A 20,399-nucleotide genomic window follows, 5' to 3' on the forward strand; every position below is an offset into this window, starting at 1 on the left:
GCCAACAGGCCGGTTGACACCAATCCCGCCATCGCCAACACCTCGCGCCCGCCGCGCCTCCGCGCGGCGGATCCCGGGAAGACCTGTGACACGATGGCGGTGACGCGCACCTATCTCGACTTCGAGAAGCCCGTGGCCGAGCTGGAGGCCAAGCTCGAGGAACTGCGCGCCGTGGGCGAGCGCGACGGCGCGGTGTCGATCTCCGAGGAGGTCGGCCGGCTGGAGGCCAAGGCCGGGCAGGCGCTGGCCGAGATCTACGCGAACCTCACCCCCTGGCAGAAGACCCAGGTGGCCCGCCACCCGCAGCGGCCGCATTTCGTCGATTATTGCGGCGGGCTCATCACAGAGTTCACCCCGCTCGCGGGCGATCGCAGCTTCGGCGAGGACGCCGCGATCCTCGGCGGCTTCGGCCGGTTCCGCGGACGGCCGGTGCTGGTGCTCGGCCAGGAGAAGGGCGCCACCACCGAGGCGCGGCTCCGGCACAATTTCGGCATGGCCCGGCCCGAGGGCTACCGCAAGGCGGTCCGGCTGATGGAGACCGCGGATCGATTCGGCCTGCCGGTCCTCGCCTTCGTGGATACGGCCGGGGCCTATCCGGGGATCGAGGCGGAGGAGCGCGGCCAGGCCGAGGCCATCGCCCGCTCCACCGAGGCGTGCCTCGCGCTCGGCGTGCCCAACGTCGCCGTGGTGATCGGCGAGGGCGGCTCGGGCGGCGCGATCGCGCTCGCCACCGCCAACCGGGTGCTGATGCTGGAACACGCGATCTACGGGGTGATCTCGCCGGAGGGCGCCGCCTCGATCCTGTGGCGCGACCAGGGCCGCGCCGCGGACGCCGCCACCGCCATGAAGATCACCGCCCAGGACCTCCTGCGGCTCGGCGTCATCGATGCGATCATCCCGGAGGCCACCGGCGGGGCGCATCGCGACCGCGAGGCGGCGATTCGCGCGGCCGGCGACGCGATCGCCGAATCGCTCGCCCTGTTCGAAGGCCTCGGCCCCGACGAGATCCGCGACCGGCGCGCGGACAAGTTCCTGGCGATCGGCCGCACCCTGTGAGCGAGCCCGGAGCGACGGGGGGGCTGTTCGGCGCGATCGGGCGGCTCCTCGGCCGGCGCGACGCGCGGGAACCGGGCCCGCACAACCACATCTCCCTGGGCTGCAACTGCCAGATGGCGCACGTGCTAAAGACCCTGGACCTGCGCCAGTGGTCGGGCCCGCTCGACTGGATCTTCTCGATGCCCGGCATGGCCCGGGACTGCCTCGCGGACGATTTTTCCGCCCTCCTCGACCGGGACCAGCTGGAGAGCATCCCGGAGGCGGAGCGGCGCGGCCCGGACATCTGGCGCGGCCGGCACCGGCTCTACCGGGAGCGGCACGGGCTCGAATGCGTGTTCAACCACCACGATCCGGCGGCGAACGCGGCGGATTACGCCTTCCTCTCCGAGGGCGTGCGGCGGATCCGGGCGGCGCTGGACACGCCGGGCACTGACAACCGGCTGTGGATGATGACCCATCTCCACACGCCCCGGGACGTGATCGAGGCGGTCGATGATCGGCTTCAGGCCCGGGCGAGCCGCAACCACCTGACCTTCCTGCAGCTCGAGACCGGGCACCCGCGGATGGCAGTCGTGGAGGCCGTCGATCTGCGGCCGACGCTGCGCTGGCTCACCGTGCAGACGCCCTCCGAGCCGGTCGGCCTGCGGCTGGCCGACCCGGCCGACGACGCGGCGCTCGTGGAGATCATCCGCGCGGAGGCGGGGCGGCGGCCGGCGCTGTTCGGGTGAACGGGGCGGGCGGCGTCAATGCGTGGCGCGCGACAGGGCGACGATTGCGCCCACGATGACGATCGTCTGGAAGCCGATCGATCCGATCACCCCCTTCATGATGTCGAACGCGGCCTCGGCCAGATCCGTCTTCGTCACGCGATTCGTGAGGTCGGCATCGCGGCTTTCGCGGATCGCGGTGGTGATCGCCTCGGCCTGATCCTCGGACAGGCCCGTGGCCTTGAGCCTGCGCACGAGCGCATGTGTATCAAGCGAGAGAGCCGTCATGGATGACGTCGGCGGTCCCAGGCATAGGGCTTCGTTCGGCCAATCCCGATCGGTGGCCGCCGATAAGGTGGCGCCTACGCCCGTCGAAGGCAACCGGCTCACGGTCCTGCGCCGCCCCCGCGCATCCGCTCCGCCAGGAAATCCACCAGCACCCGCACCCGGGCCGGCATGGCGGGGCCGCCGACGAACACCGCGTGGATCGCCTCGCGGTCCTGCGGGTTGAACGGCTCCAGAAGTGGCACCAGCCGGCCTGCCGCGAGATCGTCGGCGACGTGGAAGGTCCCGACCCGGGTGATGCCAACGCCGCGCAGGGCGAGCTGCACCAGGGTCTCGCCGTTGTTGGCCGCGAGGGAGCCGGTGACCGGCAGGACGAAATCGCGGCCGGCCTCGCGGAACGGCCAGCCGGGCTCGCTCCGGCGGAAGGTGAAACCCAGGCAATTGTGGTCGGCGAGGTCGGCCGGCCGGCGCGGTGTGCCGGCCCGGGCGAGATAATCCGGTGCGGCCACCACCGTCCGGCCGGTCTCGCCGAGGCGGCGGGCGGTGAGCGGGCTGTCGGCCAGCGGCCCGAACCGGACGCCGACATCGGCCCGGCCGCCGAGCACGTCGACGATCTCGTCGCTGAGGTCGATCTCGACGGTGATGCCGGGATAACGCGCGACGAAATCGGCGAGCAGCGGCACGATCACGAGCCGCCCATGCGCCGTGGCGGCGCTGACCCGGACCCGCCCGCGCGGGCAGCCCCGGTCGGCGAGCGCGGCTTCAGTCTCGGCGAGATCCGCCAGGATGCGGCGCGCCGCCCGCCCGTAGGTCTCGCCCTCGGCGGTGAGACGCAGGGTCCGGGTGGTCCGCACGAGGAGCTGCACCCCAAGCCGTCCCTCGATCCGGGCGACGATCCGGCTGACCGCCGAGGGCGTCAGGCCGAGCCGGCGCGCGGCGCCCGACAGGCTGCCCGCCTCCGCCGCCGCCACGAACACCGCCATGTCGCCGGCGCGGTCGGTCTTGTCGCGCAGCATTTGTGTTTCCTGCGCACAGATCCTTCTCCGCTCCGCAGGCTACTGCCCCAACGTCGAATCAGACAACTGCGTTTCCGGAACAACCGGAGACCAGAGCCATGGCGCTCAACCCACCCCTGCTGGCCCTCGCGATCGGCGCCTTCGGCATCGGCGTGACCGAGTTCACACCGATGGGCATGCTGCCCCTCATGGCCGGGGATCTCGGCGTCTCGATCCCCGCCATGGGTCTCGTGGTCAGCGCCTACGCGCTCGGGGTCCAGATCGGCGCGCCGGTGATGACGCTCGCCACCGCCCGGGTCCCCCGGCGGCGCCTGCTCATCGGGCTGATGGCGATCTTCACCCTCGGCAATCTGATGGCGGCGCTGGCCGACAGCTACGCCATGGTGATCGCCGCCCGGCTCGTGACGTCGCTGAACCACGGCGCGTATTTCGGGGTCGGCGCAGTGGTCGCCGCCGGGCTCGTGCCGCCGGAGCGACGGGCAGCCGCGGTGGCCGCCATGTTCTCGGGGCTCACCATTGCGCTGGTCGGTGGCGTGCCGCTCGCGGCCTGGGCGGGCGAGGCGCTCGGCTGGCGCACGGCGTTCTGGGGCATTGCGGGGATCGGCGCGGTGACCATGCTGGCGCTGCGCCTCGCCCTGCCGGAGCTGGAGGCCGAGGTCGGATCCGACCTGTGGGCAGAGCTGCGGGTGCTCGGGCGCGGGCCGGTGCTCGGCGCCCTCACCCTGACGGTGCTGTCCGCCAGCGCGATGTTCACGGTGTTCACCTACATCGTGCCGCTCCTGCGGAGCGAGACCGGCGCCGCGACGCCGTTCGTCACGGCGATGCTGGTCCTCTATGGAATCGGCCTGACCGCGGGCAATGCCCTCGGCGGCCGGCTCGCCGACCGATCCGTGGACGGCACGATCATCGGCTCCCTCGTCGGGATCATGGCCGTGCTGGCGCTGTTCGCCTGGGGTCTGCGCTGGGAGGCAGGCGCGGCGGCCCTGATCTTCCTCTGGGGGGTGGCGACCTTCGCCGTCGTGCCGCCGCTCCAGACGCGCGTGATGGAAAAGGCGGGCGAGGCGCCGAGCCTCGCCTCGGCGGTGAATATCGGCGCCTTCAATCTCGGCAACGCGATCGGGGCGGCGATCGGCGGCGGCGTGATCGACGGCGGATTCGGCTACCGGTCTGTACCGCTTGCCGGGGCCGCCCTGGCCGGGGTCGCCCTGCTGCTGATCCTGTGGCTGCGCCGGGGGAGCCGGACCCGGGCCGCAGCCGGCGCAGCCTGCGGATAGATACGCCATCCCCAGAGACAGCGGTGCAGTGTTGCGCGCACGTCCTTGCGGTAAGAAAGGCGCAAGCTTAACGAGCCTATTGGGTTGGGGAGTGGCGTCCGACGGTTGCCGAAAAGGCCCGCGGGCGCACGTAGGACGATTGAGGTTCCCCATGACGGCGCGTCTCGCGACTGCGCGGATGCTGGCGGCCGCTTCCCTGCTGGCCCTTTCTCTCGCGGCCTGCCAGGACGGATCCGGGATCAACGGGCCGAGCGCGCGCAGCCTCGCGCCGGTCGCCCCGCAGACGGTCGCCCTGATGCAGTCCAAAGGGATGCAGCAATCCGACCCGATCCTGGTCCGCGCCTTCAAGAAGGAGGCGGAGATGGAGGTCTGGAAGAAGGGCAGCGACGGCCGCTACGCCCTCCTGAAGACCTACCCGATCTGCCGCTGGTCGGGCCAGCTCGGCCCCAAGAGCCGCGAGGGCGACCGCCAGGTTCCGGAGGGATTCTACACGATCACCCCGGGCCTGATGAACCCGAATTCCTCGTATTATCTCTCGTTCGATACCGGCTTCCCGAATGCCGTCGACCGGGCCAACGGGCGCACCGGCAAGTACCTGATGGTGCACGGCACCTGCTCGTCGGCGGGCTGCTTCGCCATGACCGACGCGACCATCGCGGAGATCTACGCCATCGCCCGCGACGCGTTCATCGGCGGGCAGCGCAGCTTCCAGTTCCAGTCCTATCCGTTCCGGATGACGGCCGAGAACATGGCCAAGTTCCGCAACGACCCGAACATCGCCTTCTGGCAGAACCTCAAGGAGGGCTCGGATTATTTCGAGGCCCTGCACGAGGAGCCGAAGGTCGGCCAGTGCGGCACCAAGTACGTGTTCGGGGGCGCCGACGCGGCCGCCGGCTCGTGCAAGCCGAGGGTCGAGCCGGAGGTGGCGGAGAAGCGGGAGCGCGACGCGCGCGCGGTCGCCGACCTCGTCGCCAAGGGCACGCCGGCGGTGCGGGTGGTCTATCAGGACGGCGGCCAGAACCCGGTCTTCCGGCCGCCGGCCAACACGAGCGCCTTCGCGAGCCTCGGCGGCACCGAGACGGTGCTGCCCTACGACGCCAAGGAATACGGGCGGCACAATCTCGGCGACGTGAGCCGGCCGGAAACCCTGGCGGCTGGTCCGCAGGAGATCGAGGTGGGTCCGAAGGGCCAGCCGGTGATGCTGGCCGGCGTCGAGACGGCGGCTCCGGTCAAGGCCGCCAAGGCGGGCCGGGGCAAGGACAAGGAGCCGGCCAAGCCCGCCGTCGCGACCCTCATGGCGAATCGGGCGGAGCCCGACGCCAAGGTCGAGACGACCGCGGCGCTCCCCGAGAAGCCCGCCCGGATCGCCGTGGCGGACGCGGACGGGGATCCGAGCAGCTACCAGAAGCTGTTCGGCAAGCTGTTCGCCAAGGACGATCCGGCCGCCCAGCCGACCCCGGCGGTCGCCGCCGCCATCGCACCCGAACCCGTCACGCTCGCGCACGGCGCCGAGACGGCGCCGCCGAAGCCGGCCGCCAAGGCGCACATGATCAAGGCGCACATGTTCAAGACCGCGAAGGCCGAGGGCAAGGGAGACGGCAAGGTGGCCGACAAGGGGGCCGACAAGGCCAAGCCCTGAGCGGAAGCGGCCCCGGCCCCGCGACGCGCGGTCCGGGGTTACGGGCTGACGGGCAGGGTTCGGCGGAACAGGCCGCGCATCGCCGCCCAACCCCGCTCCGCCGCGGCGGGGTCGTAAACCGGAAAGTCCGGCATCATCCAGCCGTGCGCGGCGGGGTACGTCTCGGCGGTGAACCGCACGCCGGCCTCCGTCAGGGACCTCTCCAGCCGCTCGGCCATCGCGGGCGGGTAGCTGCCGTCGTTCTGCGCCGCGCCGATATAGACCTCCGCCTTCAGCTTCGGCGCGAACAGGTGCGGGCTCGTCGGCGCGTCGGTCGCGAGGTTGCCGCCGTGAAAGCTCGCGGCCGATGCGAACCGGTCGGGGTAGGTCCCGGCCGAGGCTAGCGCCATGCCGCCGCCCATGCAGAACCCCACGGCGCCGATCCCGCGGCCGGCAATGTCGTCGCGCGTGTCGAGGTAGCCGAGGAAGGCCTCCGTATCCGCGGCGGCCCTGTCGTTCCCCGTCGTGGCCATCAGGGGGCCGAGGATGGCGCGGAAATCGCCTTTGAACACCTCCTCGGGCACGAACGGACCGTAGGGACCGTAGCGGTAGAAGAGATCCGGCAGCAGGACGACAAGGCCGGTCGCGGCAAGCTGCTCAGCCATGTCGAGCAGCGCCGGCCGCATGCCGACGGCATCCATGTAGAGGATCACCGCCGGCCACGGGCCTTTGCCGGCCGGTGTGACGACGTGCGAGCGGCAATCCCCGTCCCGCGTCCGGATCGTGACGTGTTCGGTCGGCATCGGATGCTCCCGGGCCGGACATCCGCGATGTCCGCTGCGACGGCGTTACGTCAACGAGCGGCTCAACCGCAAATCGCCCGAGATCGACGAGATCACGCGTTCTGCGCCGCACACAGCCGCGCCCGTGCACGGGTGCCGCGTCCCGCCTGACGCTTCAGAGCAGCGGTCGCTCGCGGTTCATCAACCACAGGGCGTGAACGGTGCCCGGAAGCCAGCCGAGGATCCAGAGCAGGATGTTCAGCAGGAACTGCAGCCCGAAACCGTTGGTGACGAGGACCGCGATCGGCGGGATGAAGATGGCGAGCAGGATGCGGATCAGACTGGACACGGACACTCCGGGGCTGAAATCCTGAGGGCGTCACGCTCAAACGAAGCGCCACCGTGTCCGTTCCCGAAGAGCCTCGGGGCAGGCGCCCGACGATCCCGGGGCCGCCGCACCGGCCGAACGACGCGCGGAGTGGCGAGCGGCAGCCCTGCCGGCCTCCCGGGTCAGAGGGCCTTGCCGCCCGGCATGTCCTTCGCGCGCGCCGCCATCGCTTCCATCATCCAGAGGGCATGCCGTCGACTCTCGATGCCCGGCAAGGCGCGATAGGCCCGGACGATGCGGAGCAGCATCGCCACGCTCCCATACACGCTGGGGCGCCGCGAACCCGCATCCCGGTCCCGTCCCCGCCGGGGGCTCAGGAAGGCGCCGATGTCGGTTCCGTTCGCCGCCGCGATTCTCTGCAGCAAACTTAAGGTCCACTCATGCGTATACATATGGATCTTCTGCCCTGTGCCTCAGTTTGACTTGCAGTAATACTCTTTATTATTCATCTATTGCTCGCAATTTGCATAAATGATATCGCTTTAGGTGTCTTACTACCCCCTTATCACAAATCATGCGCCGATGACGAGCATCAGTCAAATTGCCTTCGATATTTTGGAAAAAATACGGAGCGCACAATCCGTAGACGACATACAAAATGAGCTGTCAATCAACAGAAGCACCTTTGGATACGACGCATTTGTTATTGGATATCTTCCGAGATCATCAAGGCAGGTTCTTCAAGATTGCACTTCGATCTCAGGTTGGCCGCGCGAGTGGGAGCAGCGTTACCAAGCCAGGGGCTTCATCCACGTCGATCCCGTCCTGAGACACCTGAAGGGCGTCATCGATCCCTTCTTCTGGCATGAGGCGCCGGCCGGTCAGGCCGAAGGCCGCATCGTGATGGAAGAGGCGCGCGTGTTCGGATTGCGCCAGGGCTTCTGCGTCCCGTTCCACCAGCACGACGGCAGCGAGGCCTGTATCAGCTTCGGCGGCGCGCGCCTCGAACTCTCCCCGGACGAGCGCGCCGCCCTGCACATGATCGCGATCTATGCCGCGTCCACCGCGAAGGCGATCACCCAATGCCAGGTGCAGGTCGAGGCGGGCGCGCGGACGCAGGGCCATCTGACGGCCCGCGAAGTGGAATGTTTGAAATGGTCGGCGGCCGGGAAGACCGCCTGGGATATTTCTGTCATTCTCTCAATATCGAGAAGAACCGTCGAACATCACCTGACCAGCGCCTGCACCAAATTACAGGCGGTCGGCCGAACCCATTGCGTGGCGGAGGCCATAAGAAGGAAAATAATTTCCTAACAATCTCCGTCAATCAGATCTGTAATTTTTCCCATACCCAATATACGTCTTGAAGTGCACATTTTCCGTGTGATCAAACGGAGAATTGCCATGTTTTCGATCATATCAGGCGACATTGAGCGAGAATATCCTGCTGAATTCGATCGGATCTACAGCTTCCGACATGCCTATTTCGTTGAAGAGCTGGGCTGGGAAGCGTGCCGCCGATCGGACAATCGGGAACGCGACCAGTTCGACGGCCCCGGCAGCATCCACGTGATCGGCAGGGACGGGGGCGCTATCGTGTCCTACGCGCGCCTCCTGCCGACGACGCGGCCTCACCTGCTCTCCCATCTGTATCCCGAACTCCTGCAGGGCGCGACAGCCCCGACGGGACACCGGATCTACGAGTGGACGCGCCAATCGGTCCTCCCCCAGAAGCGGGAGTTGAGCACGGCGAACGCCTTCTCGAACGCGTTCATGGGCGCCGTCGCCCACGTCGCGGAGGCGCTCGATCTGGAAGGCCTCCTCGTTCAGACCCACCCCGCCCTCGTCGGACGGCTGATCGAGACCGGCTGGGACGTCGAGACGCTGGCCCTGCCGACGCTCTACGCGGGCGCGCTCATCGTCCCGGTCTACGCCCGGATCACCGCCCGCACGCTGGAGGCGGCCGATTCCGCCTTCGCGGCCTGGCCCGGCTCACGACTGAGGATCCAGGGGGCACTCCCGAACGGCGCGCGGGCTGAAAGAGCTCGCCTCGTCTCCTGACAACCGCTTTCCGAACTCGAAAGGCAGAACCGATGACGTCATCCGCGACACACAGCGTCCTGTTCTTCCGCGCCTTCCGAGAGGCGGCGCTCCCCATCCTCGACTCCCTGGTCGATGAGCTCTGCGGCTCGCCGCATCTCCCCTTCCAGCTGGCGACGACCCTAGAGGATATCGGTCAGCACTTCATCCGCCTCGCGGAGCAGGTCAACGACACGTTGGACCAACGCGGCCTGCTGGGCGACGAGGTCGATGCCGACCTGACCGTCGAGTCCCGGATCGACAATCTGCTGATGTGGATGTGCGACAGCGGCTTGCCGACCCTGATGAACGCGGCCGGACCGGGTGCCCAGCCGATCTCGATGCTGAAGCACGAGGCCGTTCGGGAGGCGGTCCGGCTCGCCCTGGTCATGACGCAGTCCCTGCCGGTCGCGGTCAAGCCCGCACCCGACCCCGGCCAGAGCATGCAGACCTGATCCGCGCCGCCCTCGGCCTCACGGCTTGCCGGTCGGCGGCGTGATGGCCGCGGGCACGTTCGTGGCCTGCTTCTCCGGGTTCTTCACCTGGCTGTAGGCGACGTTGGCGAAGGTGCCGATCACGGCGGGCCAGCTCGGCTTGCCGTATTGCGGATCGTCGCGGCCGACCTTGCAGAAGGCGGTCGTGAGGGCATTGACGATGTCGTCGTCCGTGGCGCCCGTGGAGGCGCCCTTGATCTGCGGCACCAGCCGCACGAGCGTCGGCACGAAATCCTGCTGCTTCACGCCCTTCAGGGAGTTTTGCACGCCGAGCTGGTCGAAGGCGGCCTTCAGCTTGTCCTGCTCGATCTCGGCGCAGGGCGCGGTGCCGGCCAGCATGGTCTTGGTGGCGGCCCGCGCCTCCGAGGCCTTGTCGCCGGTCACAGGCGGCGCCTTGTTGCCCCAGGAATTGCGGATGTAGTCGGTGACGTTCTTCACCTCGACATCGGTCATCTGCTGGCCGATCGCCACCATCGGGGCGAGGCCGCTCTGGGCCGCGAGACCGCCGTAGATCACCCGCAGCACCGTCTCGGGTCCGTCCGACATCACCGAGGTGTTGCCGGCGAGCGCCGGGACCGCGCCCTGGATGCCCTTGCCGTCGGGCTGGTGGCAGGAGGAGCAGTAGGTCAGGTAGGTCGAGGCGCCGGGCGCACCCGCCGTGTCGAACACCGCGAGGTCCTTCGGCTTGTAGGTCTGCTTGGCGGGGACCGTGCGGAGATACGCGACCATGGCCTTCAGATCCTCCTCCTTCACCTTGGAGAGGGATTCCATGATCGTCTGGCGCATCGGGCCGGCCGCGACACCCGGCCGGTCGCCCGGTGCGGTGCCGGTCTTGAGGTAGGTCACGACCTGCTCGTCGGTCCAGGCGCCGATGCCCTGGTGGCCGTCGGGCGTGATGTTGGGCGCGTACCAGCCATCGATCACGCCGCCGCCGAAGCGGCCCGCGAAGCTCGAATTGCCGACGAGCTTGTTCTCGTTGTGGCACATGGCGCAGTGGCCGAGCCCCTCCACGAGGTAGGCGCCGCGGTTGACCTCCGCGCTGGCGTTCGGATCGGGCTTGAAGCGCTCGTCCGTGAAGAAGGCGGTCCGCCACGTCACCAGGGCCGTCCGGACGCTGAACGGGAACGGGATCTGGCTCTCCTGCCGCTTCTCGTTCACCGCCGGGACGGACTGGAGGTAGGCCCAGATCGCCCTGGTGTCGTCGTCGGTGACCTTGGTGAACCAGCCGAACGGGAAGGCCGGATAGAGATAGCCGACAGTCTTGCTGTAGCCGTGCCGGAACGCCTGGTCGAAGTCCTCGTAGCTCCAGTTGCCGAGCCCGGTCTCCTTGTCGGGCGTCAGATTGGGGGTCATGATCGTGCCGAAGGGCATGCCCAGGGCGTAGTTGCCGGCGAGGTACTTGCCGCCCGGCGCCGTGTGGCAGGCCGCGCAATCGCCCATCGTGACGAGGTACTTGCCGCGCTCGATCTGATCGGACGACCCGTCCTGCGCCAAAGCGGGCGTCGCGAGGATCAGGCTCGCCAGAATCGGGGCGGAGGCCCATCCGGAGGGGAGGGCGTTCGTGCGCTTCATGGCATCCTCTCCCAAGCGGACTTTAGAGTTGTTTCAAGCGGGGGACGCGCGTGAACGCGGCCGTTTGCGGCGTTGTTCCGGCCCTGTCCCGGCTGCGGCGTTGTGCCGTGGCGGCCCGGAACCGGAGGTTGAGATCGGCCAGATGGGCGACAAGTCCGGCGAGCATCCACCCGGCGACCGTGACCCAGCCCGCCCCGACCAGCGCCGCCCGCAGGGCCAGCATCAGCGCGGCTCCGGAGGCGAGATTGGCCAGCAGGGACGGCAGCGGCAGCCCCCTCCGGCGGGCGATCCAGACCAGGAGGAGCGCTTCGCCCGCGACGAGCAGCAGGATCGCGTCGATGATCCGGCCGGAGGCGAACCAGGATGCGAACGCCGACGCGAGGGAATCCGCCATCACGCGGGCTCCCCGAAGGGCGCATTCAGGCGCACGATCCGCAGGTTCAGGCAGGCGGCGACGCTGACCCAGGCGAGATAGGGCAGGTTCAGGAGCCCCGCCGCGGTGGCGACGCGACCGGTGACCAGGACCAGCACGGCGATCGACAGCCACAGGGCGGCGACCTCGGCGAGCGCCCAGTCCGGCCGGCGGAACCGGAAGAACAGCACGCTCCAGGCGATGTTGAGCAGCCCGTTCACCGCGTAGGCGGCGAGCAGCACGCCCCTTGCGGCCGGATCGGGATCGGCATTCCAGACCATCACGGCGGCGATGGTGGTGAGCAGGAAGATGACGGTCCAGACCGGCCCGAAGGCCCAGTCCGGCGGCTTCCAGGCCGGGACCCGCAGGCGCCGGTACCACGCATCCGTCCGGGTCGCGAGACCGCCGGCCAACGCCACCAGCACGGCCGCGAGTGCCGCCACCGCAGGCGGCGCCCAGCCGGCGCCAGGTTCCAAAAGAGTCACGGTGAGACCCAGCGGAACAGATGCGCGAGATCCTTGAAGAAGATCCGCGCGTGGGCGGCGGGCCTCGCCCGGACCAGCTCCTTGTTCATGTAGCTGTCCCAGGTGAGCTGCTGCACGTCCTTGTCGCGGCAGATCGAGACGAAGCGCTCGCGCAACCCATCGCTGCGGTACCAGACCCACTGCATCATCCCGAGGATCCAGAACACGCGGCCGTGCAGCTTCATGAAGCTTTTCCGCGCGCGCGCGAGGGCCCGGACGTCACCGGTTGCCAGGAAGACCTTCGCGGCCTCGGCGGAGAGACGCCCGCCCAGCATCGCGTAGTAGATGCCCTCGCCGGAGGCCGGTGCGACGACGCCGGCCGCATCGCCCGCCAGCAGCACGTCGCGGCCGTTGTCCCACCGCTTCAGGGGCTTGAGGGGTAGGGGGGCGCCCTCGCGCCGCACGGTCTCGGCCTGATCGAGGCCGGTGGCGGCGCGCAGGGCGCGGATCGAGGAGCGCAGGGAAAAGCCCTTCTTCGCGCTGCCGGTGCCGATGCTCAGCGTGTCGCCGTGCGGAAAGATCCAGCTGTAGAAATCCGGCGAGTGGCGGCCCTGGTAGTAGACGTCGCAGCGCGTCGCCTCGACCGATCCGGCCCCCGGGGCACCGGCCTGCGGCACCCGCAGGATCTCATGGTAGGCGAAGACCTGCCGCATCCGGTCGTGGCCCGGCACCTCGGCCCGGCCGACCGGCGAGCAGGCGCCGTCAGCGCCGATGACGAGGCGCGCCCGGACGGCGTGGCGGGCAAGCGCCGCGCCCGTGCCGGTGGTGAAATGGACGCGCGCCCGCCCGTCATCGGGCCGGGTGATCGTCTCGAAGGCGGCCTCACGCAGCTCGGCGCCGGCCTGTTCGGCCCGGGCGCGCAGCCACGGATCGAAAAGCTCGCGATCGACCATGCCGACGAAGCCCTCGCCCACCGGCATGTCGACCGCCTTGCCGCTCGGCGCCACCATGCGCGCGGACCGGATCTTCGCGACCAAGAGTAAGTCGGGGATGGCGAAATCGCGGATCAGCCGGGGCGGGATCGCGCCGCCGCAGGGCTTGATCCGGCCGGGCTTGTCGAGGAGCAGCACCGTATGGCCCGCCCGGGCGAGGTCGGTCGCCGCCGTGGCGCCGGCGGGACCGCCGCCGACCACCACGACGTCGTAGAGCGCTTCGCCGCCGCCGCTTCTCCCTCCTCCCGCAGAGGGGGGAGGGGCAAGGCGGCGGCCATCATCCAACCGAGCCATGGCGTCACCTCGCGCTGAAGGCAGGATCGAGCGATACCGCGCCCGGTGCCGGAGACGATTCGAGCCGGGCCGCCAGGGCGACCGCGACGAGGAACAGCACGCCTTCCGCGGCGAACACCGCCGCGTAGGCCTGGACCGGCTCGGCCGTCACGAGCCGCACCGCATCCACCGCGACCGCCCCGAGGAAGCCGCCGGCCCCGAAGGCGATGCCCTGTGCGGCGCCCCAGACGCCCATGCGGGTGCCGCGCTCGCGCGCGTCGCCGCGTCCGGCGAGCGCCATCATCGCGCCGATCGCCGCGACCGCGTAGGCGCCGTTGGCCACCCCGAGGGCGAAGACCGTCGCCCGCAGGGAAAAGTCCGAGCCGGCACCCGCGCCGCCCGCCAGGGTGAAGAGCGAAGCCGCCGAGCCGGCGCAGCCGAGGCCTATCCAGAGCCGCAGGGAGGCGAGGGGGGTGCCGCGGGCCGCGAGCGTAACGGCCGCCACCAGCAGCATCCCGGCCAGCACCCCGCCGTGCTGGAGCCCGGTGAGCTTGGTGGTTGCGCCCGGGCTCATGGCGAAGACCAGCCCGGCATAGGGCTCCAGGATCAACTCCTGGGCGCTGTAGGCCAGCATCGAGACGAAGACGAACACCGTGAAGGTCCGGGCCACCGGATCGGCCAGGACATGGCGCAGCACGGCGAGGAACGGCCGCCGCGCCTCGGCGGGCTCCGGGGCCCGGGTCGGCAGGCGGCGCTCCACCCCGGCGACCGCGAGCGCCGCGACGCCGAAAGCGGCGAGCGAGACCGTGCCGGACACCGCGACGAGCCGCAGCCCCGAGAACGGATCGAGGAAGTGGCCGGCGAGCGGCGCCGTGACGGCGAATCCGACGATCATCATCACCCAGACCACGGTGGCAGCCGCCCCCCGCCGGGCCGGGGCGACGCCGCCGGCCAGCAGCACGAGGAGCGCGGTGCCGGCGGCGCCGACACCCATCCCGACGCAGAGAAAGGCGAGGGCGGCGAGCGCCAGCCCGAGGGCGAGATGCGTGGCGGCGAGCGCGGTGCCGCAGGCCGCCCCGAAGCCGCCGAGGCAGAGGGCCGCCATGCCGCCGAGGATCCATGCGGTGCGCCGGCCGCTCCGGTCGGAGCCGTAGCCCCAGCGGGGGCGCAGCACCTGCACGGCGTAGTGCAGGGCGACCAGCAGCCCCGGCACGAAGGCGGGCAGGGCCAGTTCCACCACCATCACGCGGTTGAGGGTCGCGGTCATCAGCACGACGACGCTGCCGAGCGCCGTCTGCACGAGGCCGAGGCGGACGATCTGGGGCCAGGAGAGGCCGCTCTCCGGATCGGAAGCCATCACGCCCCTCCCACCAGCGGCCGCAGCGCGAAGGCGGCGACCAGCATGCCGAGGACGTAGAGGGTGGTGCCGGTGCCGTTGTACCACGCCGCCCGCGCCCGGGGATTCTCCAGGAACCGGACCATCAGGGCGACCTGTCCGGCGAGCAGGGCCGCCACGATCCCGGCGTGCCAGTACCGCCCCCAGCCGACGAGCAAGCCGATCACCGCCAGCTGCGGCAGGGCCATGACCAGGCAGGCGAAGCGCGCGGCGCGCTCCGAGCCCATCTGCACCGGCAGGGATAGGAGCCCCATGCGCCGGTCGCCCTCCACCGACTTGAAGTCGTTGAGCGTCATGATGCCGTGGGCGCCGGCGGCGTAGAGCAGGGCCACGACCAGCACCCGGCGGTCCGGCAGGGCGGCGGCCATCACGGCGGCGCCGGTGAACCAGGGCAGGCCCTCGTAGCAGAGCGCCACCGCGGCGTTGCCCCACCAGCCGTTCCGCTTCAGCCGCACGGGCGGCGCCGAGTAGATCCAGGCCAGCACCAGCCCGAACAGGGCGGCCCCGAGGATCCAGGGACCGAGCGCCGCGGCCACGGCCAGCGACAGCCCGGTCCAGGCGAAGGCGAGATAGAGGCCCCAGCGGCCGGGGATGCGCCCGGAGGGGATCGGCCGGTTCGGCTCGTTGATCGCGTCGACGTGGCGATCGAACCAGTCGTTGGCCGCCTGGCTGGTGGCGCAGACCAGCGGCCCGGCGAGCAGCACCCCGGCGGCGATCACCGGCCACTGGCCGTGCGCCGGCTGACCCGACGAGATCACGCCGCAGGCGAAGGCCCACATCGGCGCGAACCACGTGATCGGCTTGAGCAGCTCGATGACTGCGCTCGGGGCGGGCGTGGCGGCCATGCGGAGAAGGCTACCGGGCGCCGCAAAAGTGTCAAGACAGATTTACACGACGCGGCGGAACGTCCGAGCGGTTTGTCCTGCGAATACATCCAGAGATTGCGAATACAATATGCAGATGGTCGCGCGATCGCGTGTGCCGACGGGGAGGTCGATGCGGTCGGAGGGCGCGTCCATGGCGGCCGAGGGCGGCCAAGGGTGCGGTCCGAATCCGCGCGTCGCCGGCTTCTTTTGCGGCCCCCAGCTCCGTAGGTTCGCCGGCACGGAACGGCACCGCTTCTCTCCTTCAGGGAGATGCGTGCATCCGGAAGCCCGCACGGGAGAGGAGCCCCCCCGCGATCACTCCGCCTCGATCGGCCCGTCCAGATCGCCGACGCCGTAGCGGCGCATCTTGGCGTAGAGGCCCTGCCGACTGAGGCCCAGCATCTCGGCGGCCGAGGCCCGGTTGTCCCGGGTGATCCGCAGGGCCGCCTCGATGCACAATTTCTCGATCAGGTCGGTCGTCTCGCGCACCAGCGTCTTCATCGAGACCCGGCCGACCAGTTCCGCCATCTGCTCCACCGAGCGCGGCACCTCCCGCCCGCCGGCGAATCGGCCCTCGGCGATCCGGCGCGGGGCCGGACGGATCGCGAAGCCCAGGCAGGGGCGGGCGCCCGCCACCGAGACGGCGGCGACCTCCACATCCTCCAGGCCGCCATAGGCGCCGCGGATGACGGTCGCGAAGCGCCGCACCGCGCCGTGATCGGCGAGCGTCGCGAACAGGGCCTGCGCCTCGGTCTCGTCGCGGCCGAGCCAATGATCCACGGTCCGTCCGCGAACCTGCCCCTCGGTGGCGAGCTGAGCCAGTTCCAGGAAGGCGGCATTGGCGGTCAGGATCCGCCGGCCCGGATCGGTGACCACGAACCCCTCGGGCATCGCCTCGATCACCGTCTGGGTCGGCACCTCCTGGCCGGTCCCGGCCTCGGCGGTCGCCGTGTCGGCCACGAGGCGCATCAGGGCGCTGGCGCCACCCTCGCCCCGGAACAGCGAGACCGAGACGCAGACCTCGCCGCGCCCGTGCGGCAGGGCGGCCCGGATCTCCCCGGCCTGCCCGGTCGCCCGCAGGGCGGCGAACTGCGCCTCCAGGGCCCGCGTGCTGCTGGCGTCGAACAGCTCCACCACGTCCTGGCCGGCGACCCGCTTGGCGGGGCGGCCAAGCAGGCGTGCGGCGGCCGGGTTCGCCTCGGCCACCCGCCTCGTCCCGGCATCGACCACCAGAACCGGCTCGCCGGACATCTGGAACAAGAGACGGTAGCGGGTCTCGACCGCGCGCAGGCGCTCGTAATCCCGCTCCAGCGCCTGCTGAGTCTCCATCAGGCGGCGCTGGAGGGCCGCCACCGCCCGCATGTCGCGCCCCAGCACGAGGATCGGGCCGCCCTTCGCCGGGCGGATCGACGCGTAGCGGATCGGCAGGTCGATGCCGCTGGGGGAGGGATGGTTGACCTGGCGCCAGCGGGTGATGCCCTCGGGACCGGCGTCGCGCAGCAGGGCGTCGACCTTCGGCCGGCTCTCGACCGTCACGGTGTCGACCCAGCGCCGGCCCAGCCAGCCGGGGATGTTCTCCGCCTCGAGGTCGGTGCCGACCGAGGCGTCGCGGATCACGCCGTCAGCGTCGATCACAAGGGAGAGATCGGCGGACGCCGCGACGATGCGCCCGACCGCCTCGCCATCGAGGTGGCCGGCCACCTGGTCCAGGACCGCGGGCGGTCCCGGGGGGGTGGAGTGAGGCTGAAGCGTCACGATCACCGTGATGTGAGGGGGTGGATGACAACCCTTTCAACAGGCCAATGCCCGTCTGTCCAGCAAAGCTTCCGCGGCGGCGGGGGCTGAACATGCGTCGAGGGCGCAGGCATCGGCCCCCACGATGCTCGCCTCGCCGCCATGGCGCGCGAAATAAGGCCCTCCGACCAGGATCCGGACCCCCGGATTGCGGGAGGCGCGCCGCACCTCCGCCACGGTCTCAGACAGGGCGGGCAGGAGGACGTCGCAGGAGAGCGACAGGCCGACAACCTCGAACCAGTCGGTCGCCAGCAGGGCGAGGGGATCGAGGCCGGGTGCCGGCACCGCCGTGGTCACGTCCCAGCCGGCCTCCCGGAAGAAGCTCGCCACGACCGAGAGCCCGAATCGATGCGTCTCGCCGGGGCAGGGCAGGAGCAGCACGCTGCGCCCGCCGACCGGGGCCGCCTCGCTCTCCAGCTCAAGGCAGAGGTGCCGGCTGATGGCCTGCAGCCGCCCGAGGGCCTCGGTCACGGCCAGGAAATCGCAGGCATCCTCCTCCCACAGGGCTCCGAGATGCCGGGCCGCCGGGGCGAGCAGGTCGAGGAGCAGCCGCGCCAGCGGCAGGCCGCCATCCCGCAACGCCGCGATCTCGCCGTCGAGATCGACCGGCCCGGGAGCCAGGAGGAGGGTGCTGAAGGCGGCGATCTCCTGCGGCGTCACCGCGCGGTCGGCCGGCGCCCGGCGCCCGGCGCCCGGGCGGTGGGCCAGCATCAGCCGGGGCAGGATCTCGCCCTCGATCACCCGGGCGAGGACGTCGGGCAGCGGGCGCACCGGCTCGGACCATGCCAGGGGTTGGTCGCGGAAGGCCGGTGCGACATCGCCCACCGCGCCGCACCCGGCCGCAGCCAGTTCCAGGTGCTCGCCGAAATGCCTCCAGTGTCCCATCGGCACCCTCCCTGAAACGGCCCCGGTCCGACGAACCGGCAGCTCCGCTCACACCTTCGGGTGCGGGATTACTCGCCCGTCTATTCTTCGTCTTTGTCTGGCGCGCGACGCGATCTGCCAAGTCACCGGCCTATCGCCGGCCAATCTGTCGCCGAGCCAGACGATACGCTTCTTGACGAACTTGGCAATCATCTAGGACCAAGAAAAACATCACAGATCAGTGTCAGGACGCCGAAGCGTCAAGCGCACTTGACACTTCCGGGATCGGCGACCTAGCCTCTGACGACGGCGCGGCCCCGGGCTCCGCCGAGATCAGGGGAGCGGATGCATGGGTCCCGCGGACCGGCCGGCACGACCGCTCTACACGCAAGCCGAACGGCACCGGCGCGACACGTCGCCCTGGACCCTGGTGCAGGGCGTCCTGGCACCCCTGCAATTCGCGATCTTCCTGGTGAGTCTGGTGCTGGTGCTGCGCGCCCTGGCGACCGGCGCGGGGCTGGCCGCCGCCGAGACCTCGGTCGTGGTGAAGACGCTGGCGCTCTACGCGATCATGGTCACCGGCTCGATCTGGGAGAAGGCGGTGTTCGGCCGCTTTCTGTTCGCGCCGGCCTTCTTCTGGGAGGACGTGGTCAGCATGCTGGTGCTGGCGCTCCACACCGCCTACCTCGCCGCGCTCGCCACCGGCGCCCTCGGGGGCGACGCGCTCCTCGTCCTCGCGCTCGCGGCCTACGCGACCTACGTGGTCAATGCCGGCCAGTTCGTGCTGAAGCTGCGGGCCGCGCGCCTTCAGGGTTCCGGCACGGCCGCACCGCGCCTCGCGGAGGCGCTGTCGTGAACGCGCCGCTCACCCATTCGCCCGGCTGCGGCGGGATCGACCTGCATCAGGAGCAGGGCCAGCGGGCCGTGTTCTGCGGGCTCACCGGCATCGTCTGGCTGCACCGGAAGATCCAGGACGCGTTCTTCCTCGTGGTCGGCTCGCGCACCTGCGCACACCTGATCCAATCGGCCGCCGGCGTGATGATCTTCGCCGAGCCGCGCTTCGCGACCGCGATCATCGACGAGCGCGACCTCGCCGGCCTCGCCGACGCCAACGAGGAGCTCGACCGGGTGGTGACCCGGCTGATCGAGCGCCGGCCGGACATCAAGCTCCTGTTCCTGGTGGGCTCCTGCCCGTCGGAGGTGATCAAGCTCGACCTGTCCCGGGCGGCGCAGCGCCTCTCGGGGCGCCTGAACCCGGTGCGGGTGCTGAACTATTCGGGCTCCGGCATCGAGACGACCTTTACCCAGGGCGAGGATGCCTGCCTCGCGGCCCTGGTGCCGGACCTGCCCCGCGAAACCGAGACGGCCGCGCCGTCGCTCCTGATCGTCGGGGCACTGGCCGACGTCGTCGAAGACCAGTTTTTTCGGATTTTTGCCGTGATGGGCATCGGCGACGTCCGGTTCCTGCCCGCCCGCCGGGCCGGCGCGATGCCGGCGGTCGGCCGCAACACCCGCTATCTGCTGGCCCAGCCGTTCCTGACCGAGACCGCCCGCGCCCTCGACGAGCGCGGCGCCCGCCGGCTCGCGGCCCCGTTCCCCCTTGGCGCCGAGGGCACGACCGGCTGGCTGCTTGCCGCCGCCGAGGCATTCGGCGTCTCGGACGATGCGTTCGAGCGCGCCACGGCTCCGGGCCGCGCCCGCGCCGAGACCGCGCTGGCGCCCCATCGCGAAAAGCTCGGCGGCAAGCAGGTGTTCTTCTTCCCCGATTCGCAATTGGAGGTGCCGCTCGCCCGCTTCCTCGCCCGGGAACTCGGCGCCGCGCTCGTGGAGGTCGGGACGCCCTACCTGCACCGGGGGCATCTCGCCGCCGAGATCGAGCTCCTTCCCGCGGGCACGCGGGTGACCGAGGGGCAGAGCCTCGACGACCAGATGGACCGCTGCCGGGCGGCCCGGCCGGACCTGACCATCTGCGGCCTTGGGCTCGCCAACCCGCTGGAGGCGGAGGGGCTGTCGACCAAGTGGTCGATCGAGCTGCTGTTCACGCCGGTGCAGGGCTACGAGCAGGCCGGCGACCTCGCCGCGCTGTTCGTGCGCCCGCTCCGGCGCCGCGCCCTGCTGGAGGTGTAG

Annotated in this window: 22 protein-coding genes; 9 read left to right on the forward strand and 13 right to left on the reverse strand. The window is 70.5% G+C overall.

The genetic code is table 11. The features are described 5' to 3' along the window. Positions 1–93 precede the first annotated feature (93 nt). Together FVE89_RS03475 and FVE89_RS03480 are read left to right on the forward strand one after the other, a co-directional pair. Positions 94–1,056, forward strand: a complete 963-nt coding sequence (locus tag FVE89_RS03475; RefSeq protein ID WP_160532743.1) for an acetyl-CoA carboxylase carboxyltransferase subunit alpha — start codon at positions 94–96, stop codon at positions 1,054–1,056. Beyond that, positions 1,053–1,784, forward strand: a complete 732-nt coding sequence (locus FVE89_RS03480; RefSeq protein WP_160532744.1) for a DUF1796 family putative cysteine peptidase — start codon at positions 1,053–1,055, stop codon at positions 1,782–1,784. Before FVE89_RS03475 ends, FVE89_RS03480 begins: the two co-directional genes overlap by 4 nt. A gap of 15 nt (positions 1,785–1,799) precedes the next feature. Here FVE89_RS03480 and FVE89_RS03485 read toward each other — a convergent pair whose 3' ends face one another. Beyond that, complete coding sequence (locus tag FVE89_RS03485) at positions 1,800–2,153, reverse strand: CCDC90 family protein (RefSeq protein ID WP_246730478.1); 354 nt, start codon at positions 2,151–2,153, stop codon at positions 1,800–1,802. Further along, positions 2,150–3,064: a LysR family transcriptional regulator gene (locus tag FVE89_RS03490; RefSeq protein WP_160532745.1), complete on the reverse strand. Its 915-nt coding sequence runs from the start codon at positions 3,062–3,064 to the stop codon at positions 2,150–2,152. The genes FVE89_RS03485 and FVE89_RS03490 overlap by 4 nt, the downstream gene beginning before the upstream one ends. A 98-nt stretch (positions 3,065–3,162) precedes the next feature. Here FVE89_RS03490 and FVE89_RS03495 point away from each other — a divergent pair, with 98 nt between their 5' ends. Together FVE89_RS03495 and FVE89_RS03500 are read left to right on the forward strand one after the other, a co-directional pair. Beyond that, positions 3,163–4,338, forward strand: a complete 1,176-nt coding sequence (locus FVE89_RS03495; protein ID WP_160532746.1) for an MFS transporter — start codon at positions 3,163–3,165, stop codon at positions 4,336–4,338. A 151-nt stretch (positions 4,339–4,489) separates the two neighbouring features. Next, positions 4,490–5,977, forward strand: a complete 1,488-nt coding sequence (locus FVE89_RS03500; RefSeq protein WP_160532747.1) for a L,D-transpeptidase family protein — start codon at positions 4,490–4,492, stop codon at positions 5,975–5,977. A gap of 38 nt (positions 5,978–6,015) precedes the next feature. Here the strand turns inward: FVE89_RS03500 and FVE89_RS03505 are convergent, their stop codons facing one another. The 3 genes from FVE89_RS03505 to FVE89_RS31480 all read right to left on the reverse strand — a co-directional run bounded on the left by FVE89_RS03505 (position 6,016) and on the right by FVE89_RS31480 (position 7,374). After that, the gene (locus FVE89_RS03505; protein ID WP_160532748.1) at positions 6,016–6,759 is read right to left on the reverse strand and encodes a dienelactone hydrolase family protein; all 744 of its coding nucleotides are present in this window, start codon (positions 6,757–6,759) and stop codon (positions 6,016–6,018) included. 154 nt (positions 6,760–6,913) lie between these two features. Further along, positions 6,914–7,087 carry a YqaE/Pmp3 family membrane protein gene (locus tag FVE89_RS03510; RefSeq protein ID WP_160532749.1) on the reverse strand — a complete coding sequence of 58 codons (174 nt, stop codon included), beginning with the start codon at positions 7,085–7,087 and terminating at the stop codon, positions 6,914–6,916. A 161-nt stretch (positions 7,088–7,248) separates the two neighbouring features. After that, complete coding sequence (locus tag FVE89_RS31480) at positions 7,249–7,374, reverse strand: hypothetical protein (RefSeq protein ID WP_281408945.1); 126 nt, start codon at positions 7,372–7,374, stop codon at positions 7,249–7,251. A gap of 274 nt (positions 7,375–7,648) precedes the next feature. Between FVE89_RS31480 and FVE89_RS03515 the strand changes: the two genes are divergently transcribed. From FVE89_RS03515 to FVE89_RS03525, 3 genes are all read left to right on the forward strand, one after another. After that, the gene (locus tag FVE89_RS03515; RefSeq protein WP_160532750.1) at positions 7,649–8,380 is read left to right on the forward strand and encodes a LuxR family transcriptional regulator; all 732 of its coding nucleotides are present in this window, start codon (positions 7,649–7,651) and stop codon (positions 8,378–8,380) included. Positions 8,381–8,470: 90 nt separating this feature from the next. Beyond that, the gene (locus FVE89_RS03520; RefSeq protein WP_160532751.1) at positions 8,471–9,127 is read left to right on the forward strand and encodes an acyl-homoserine-lactone synthase; all 657 of its coding nucleotides are present in this window, start codon (positions 8,471–8,473) and stop codon (positions 9,125–9,127) included. Between the two features lie 32 nt (positions 9,128–9,159). Continuing rightward, complete coding sequence (locus FVE89_RS03525; protein WP_160532752.1) at positions 9,160–9,600, forward strand: hypothetical protein; 441 nt, start codon at positions 9,160–9,162, stop codon at positions 9,598–9,600. Positions 9,601–9,618: 18 nt separating this feature from the next. On the opposite strand, the gene FVE89_RS03530 is transcribed toward FVE89_RS03525, so the two are convergent. The 8 genes from FVE89_RS03530 to FVE89_RS03565 form a co-directional block, all read right to left on the reverse strand. Further along, positions 9,619–11,211: a c-type cytochrome gene (locus FVE89_RS03530; RefSeq protein ID WP_160532753.1), complete on the reverse strand. Its 1,593-nt coding sequence runs from the start codon at positions 11,209–11,211 to the stop codon at positions 9,619–9,621. 22 nt (positions 11,212–11,233) lie between these two features. Beyond that, positions 11,234–11,605, reverse strand: coding sequence for a hypothetical protein (locus FVE89_RS03535; protein WP_160532754.1), 372 nt, complete (start codon positions 11,603–11,605; stop codon positions 11,234–11,236). Next, positions 11,605–12,108, reverse strand: coding sequence for a TspO/MBR family protein (locus FVE89_RS03540; protein WP_160532755.1), 504 nt, complete (start codon positions 12,106–12,108; stop codon positions 11,605–11,607). The genes FVE89_RS03535 and FVE89_RS03540 overlap by 1 nt, the downstream gene beginning before the upstream one ends. Continuing rightward, a complete protein-coding gene (locus tag FVE89_RS03545) occupies positions 12,105–13,373 on the reverse strand; it encodes a geranylgeranyl diphosphate reductase (RefSeq protein ID WP_246730479.1) in 1,269 nt (422 codons plus the stop codon). Before FVE89_RS03545 ends, FVE89_RS03540 begins: the two co-directional genes overlap by 4 nt. A gap of 4 nt (positions 13,374–13,377) precedes the next feature. Next, positions 13,378–14,709: a BCD family MFS transporter gene (locus FVE89_RS03550; RefSeq protein ID WP_160532756.1), complete on the reverse strand. Its 1,332-nt coding sequence runs from the start codon at positions 14,707–14,709 to the stop codon at positions 13,378–13,380. Continuing rightward, entirely contained in the window at positions 14,709–15,593 is an 885-nt protein-coding gene (gene chlG, locus FVE89_RS03555) for a chlorophyll synthase ChlG (protein ID WP_160532757.1), read from the reverse strand. The genes FVE89_RS03550 and chlG overlap by 1 nt, the downstream gene beginning before the upstream one ends. A 336-nt stretch (positions 15,594–15,929) precedes the next feature. Beyond that, positions 15,930–17,375, reverse strand: coding sequence for a transcriptional regulator PpsR (gene ppsR / locus FVE89_RS03560; RefSeq protein ID WP_342389974.1), 1,446 nt, complete (start codon positions 17,373–17,375; stop codon positions 15,930–15,932). Positions 17,376–17,405: 30 nt separating this feature from the next. Continuing rightward, a complete protein-coding gene (locus tag FVE89_RS03565; protein ID WP_160532758.1) occupies positions 17,406–18,293 on the reverse strand; it encodes a cobalamin B12-binding domain-containing protein in 888 nt (295 codons plus the stop codon). Positions 18,294–18,621: 328 nt separating this feature from the next. Between FVE89_RS03565 and bchF the strand changes: the two genes are divergently transcribed. Both bchF and FVE89_RS03575 read left to right on the forward strand, forming a co-directional pair. After that, complete coding sequence (bchF, locus tag FVE89_RS03570) at positions 18,622–19,128, forward strand: 2-vinyl bacteriochlorophyllide hydratase (RefSeq protein WP_160532759.1); 507 nt, start codon at positions 18,622–18,624, stop codon at positions 19,126–19,128. Then, the gene (locus tag FVE89_RS03575) at positions 19,125–20,399 is read left to right on the forward strand and encodes a ferredoxin:protochlorophyllide reductase (ATP-dependent) subunit N (protein WP_160532760.1); all 1,275 of its coding nucleotides are present in this window, start codon (positions 19,125–19,127) and stop codon (positions 20,397–20,399) included. Before bchF ends, FVE89_RS03575 begins: the two co-directional genes overlap by 4 nt.

Origin of the sequence: Methylobacterium sp. 2A (assembly GCF_009806555.1) — a bacterium.
GTDB lineage: Bacteria > Pseudomonadota > Alphaproteobacteria > Rhizobiales > Beijerinckiaceae > Methylobacterium.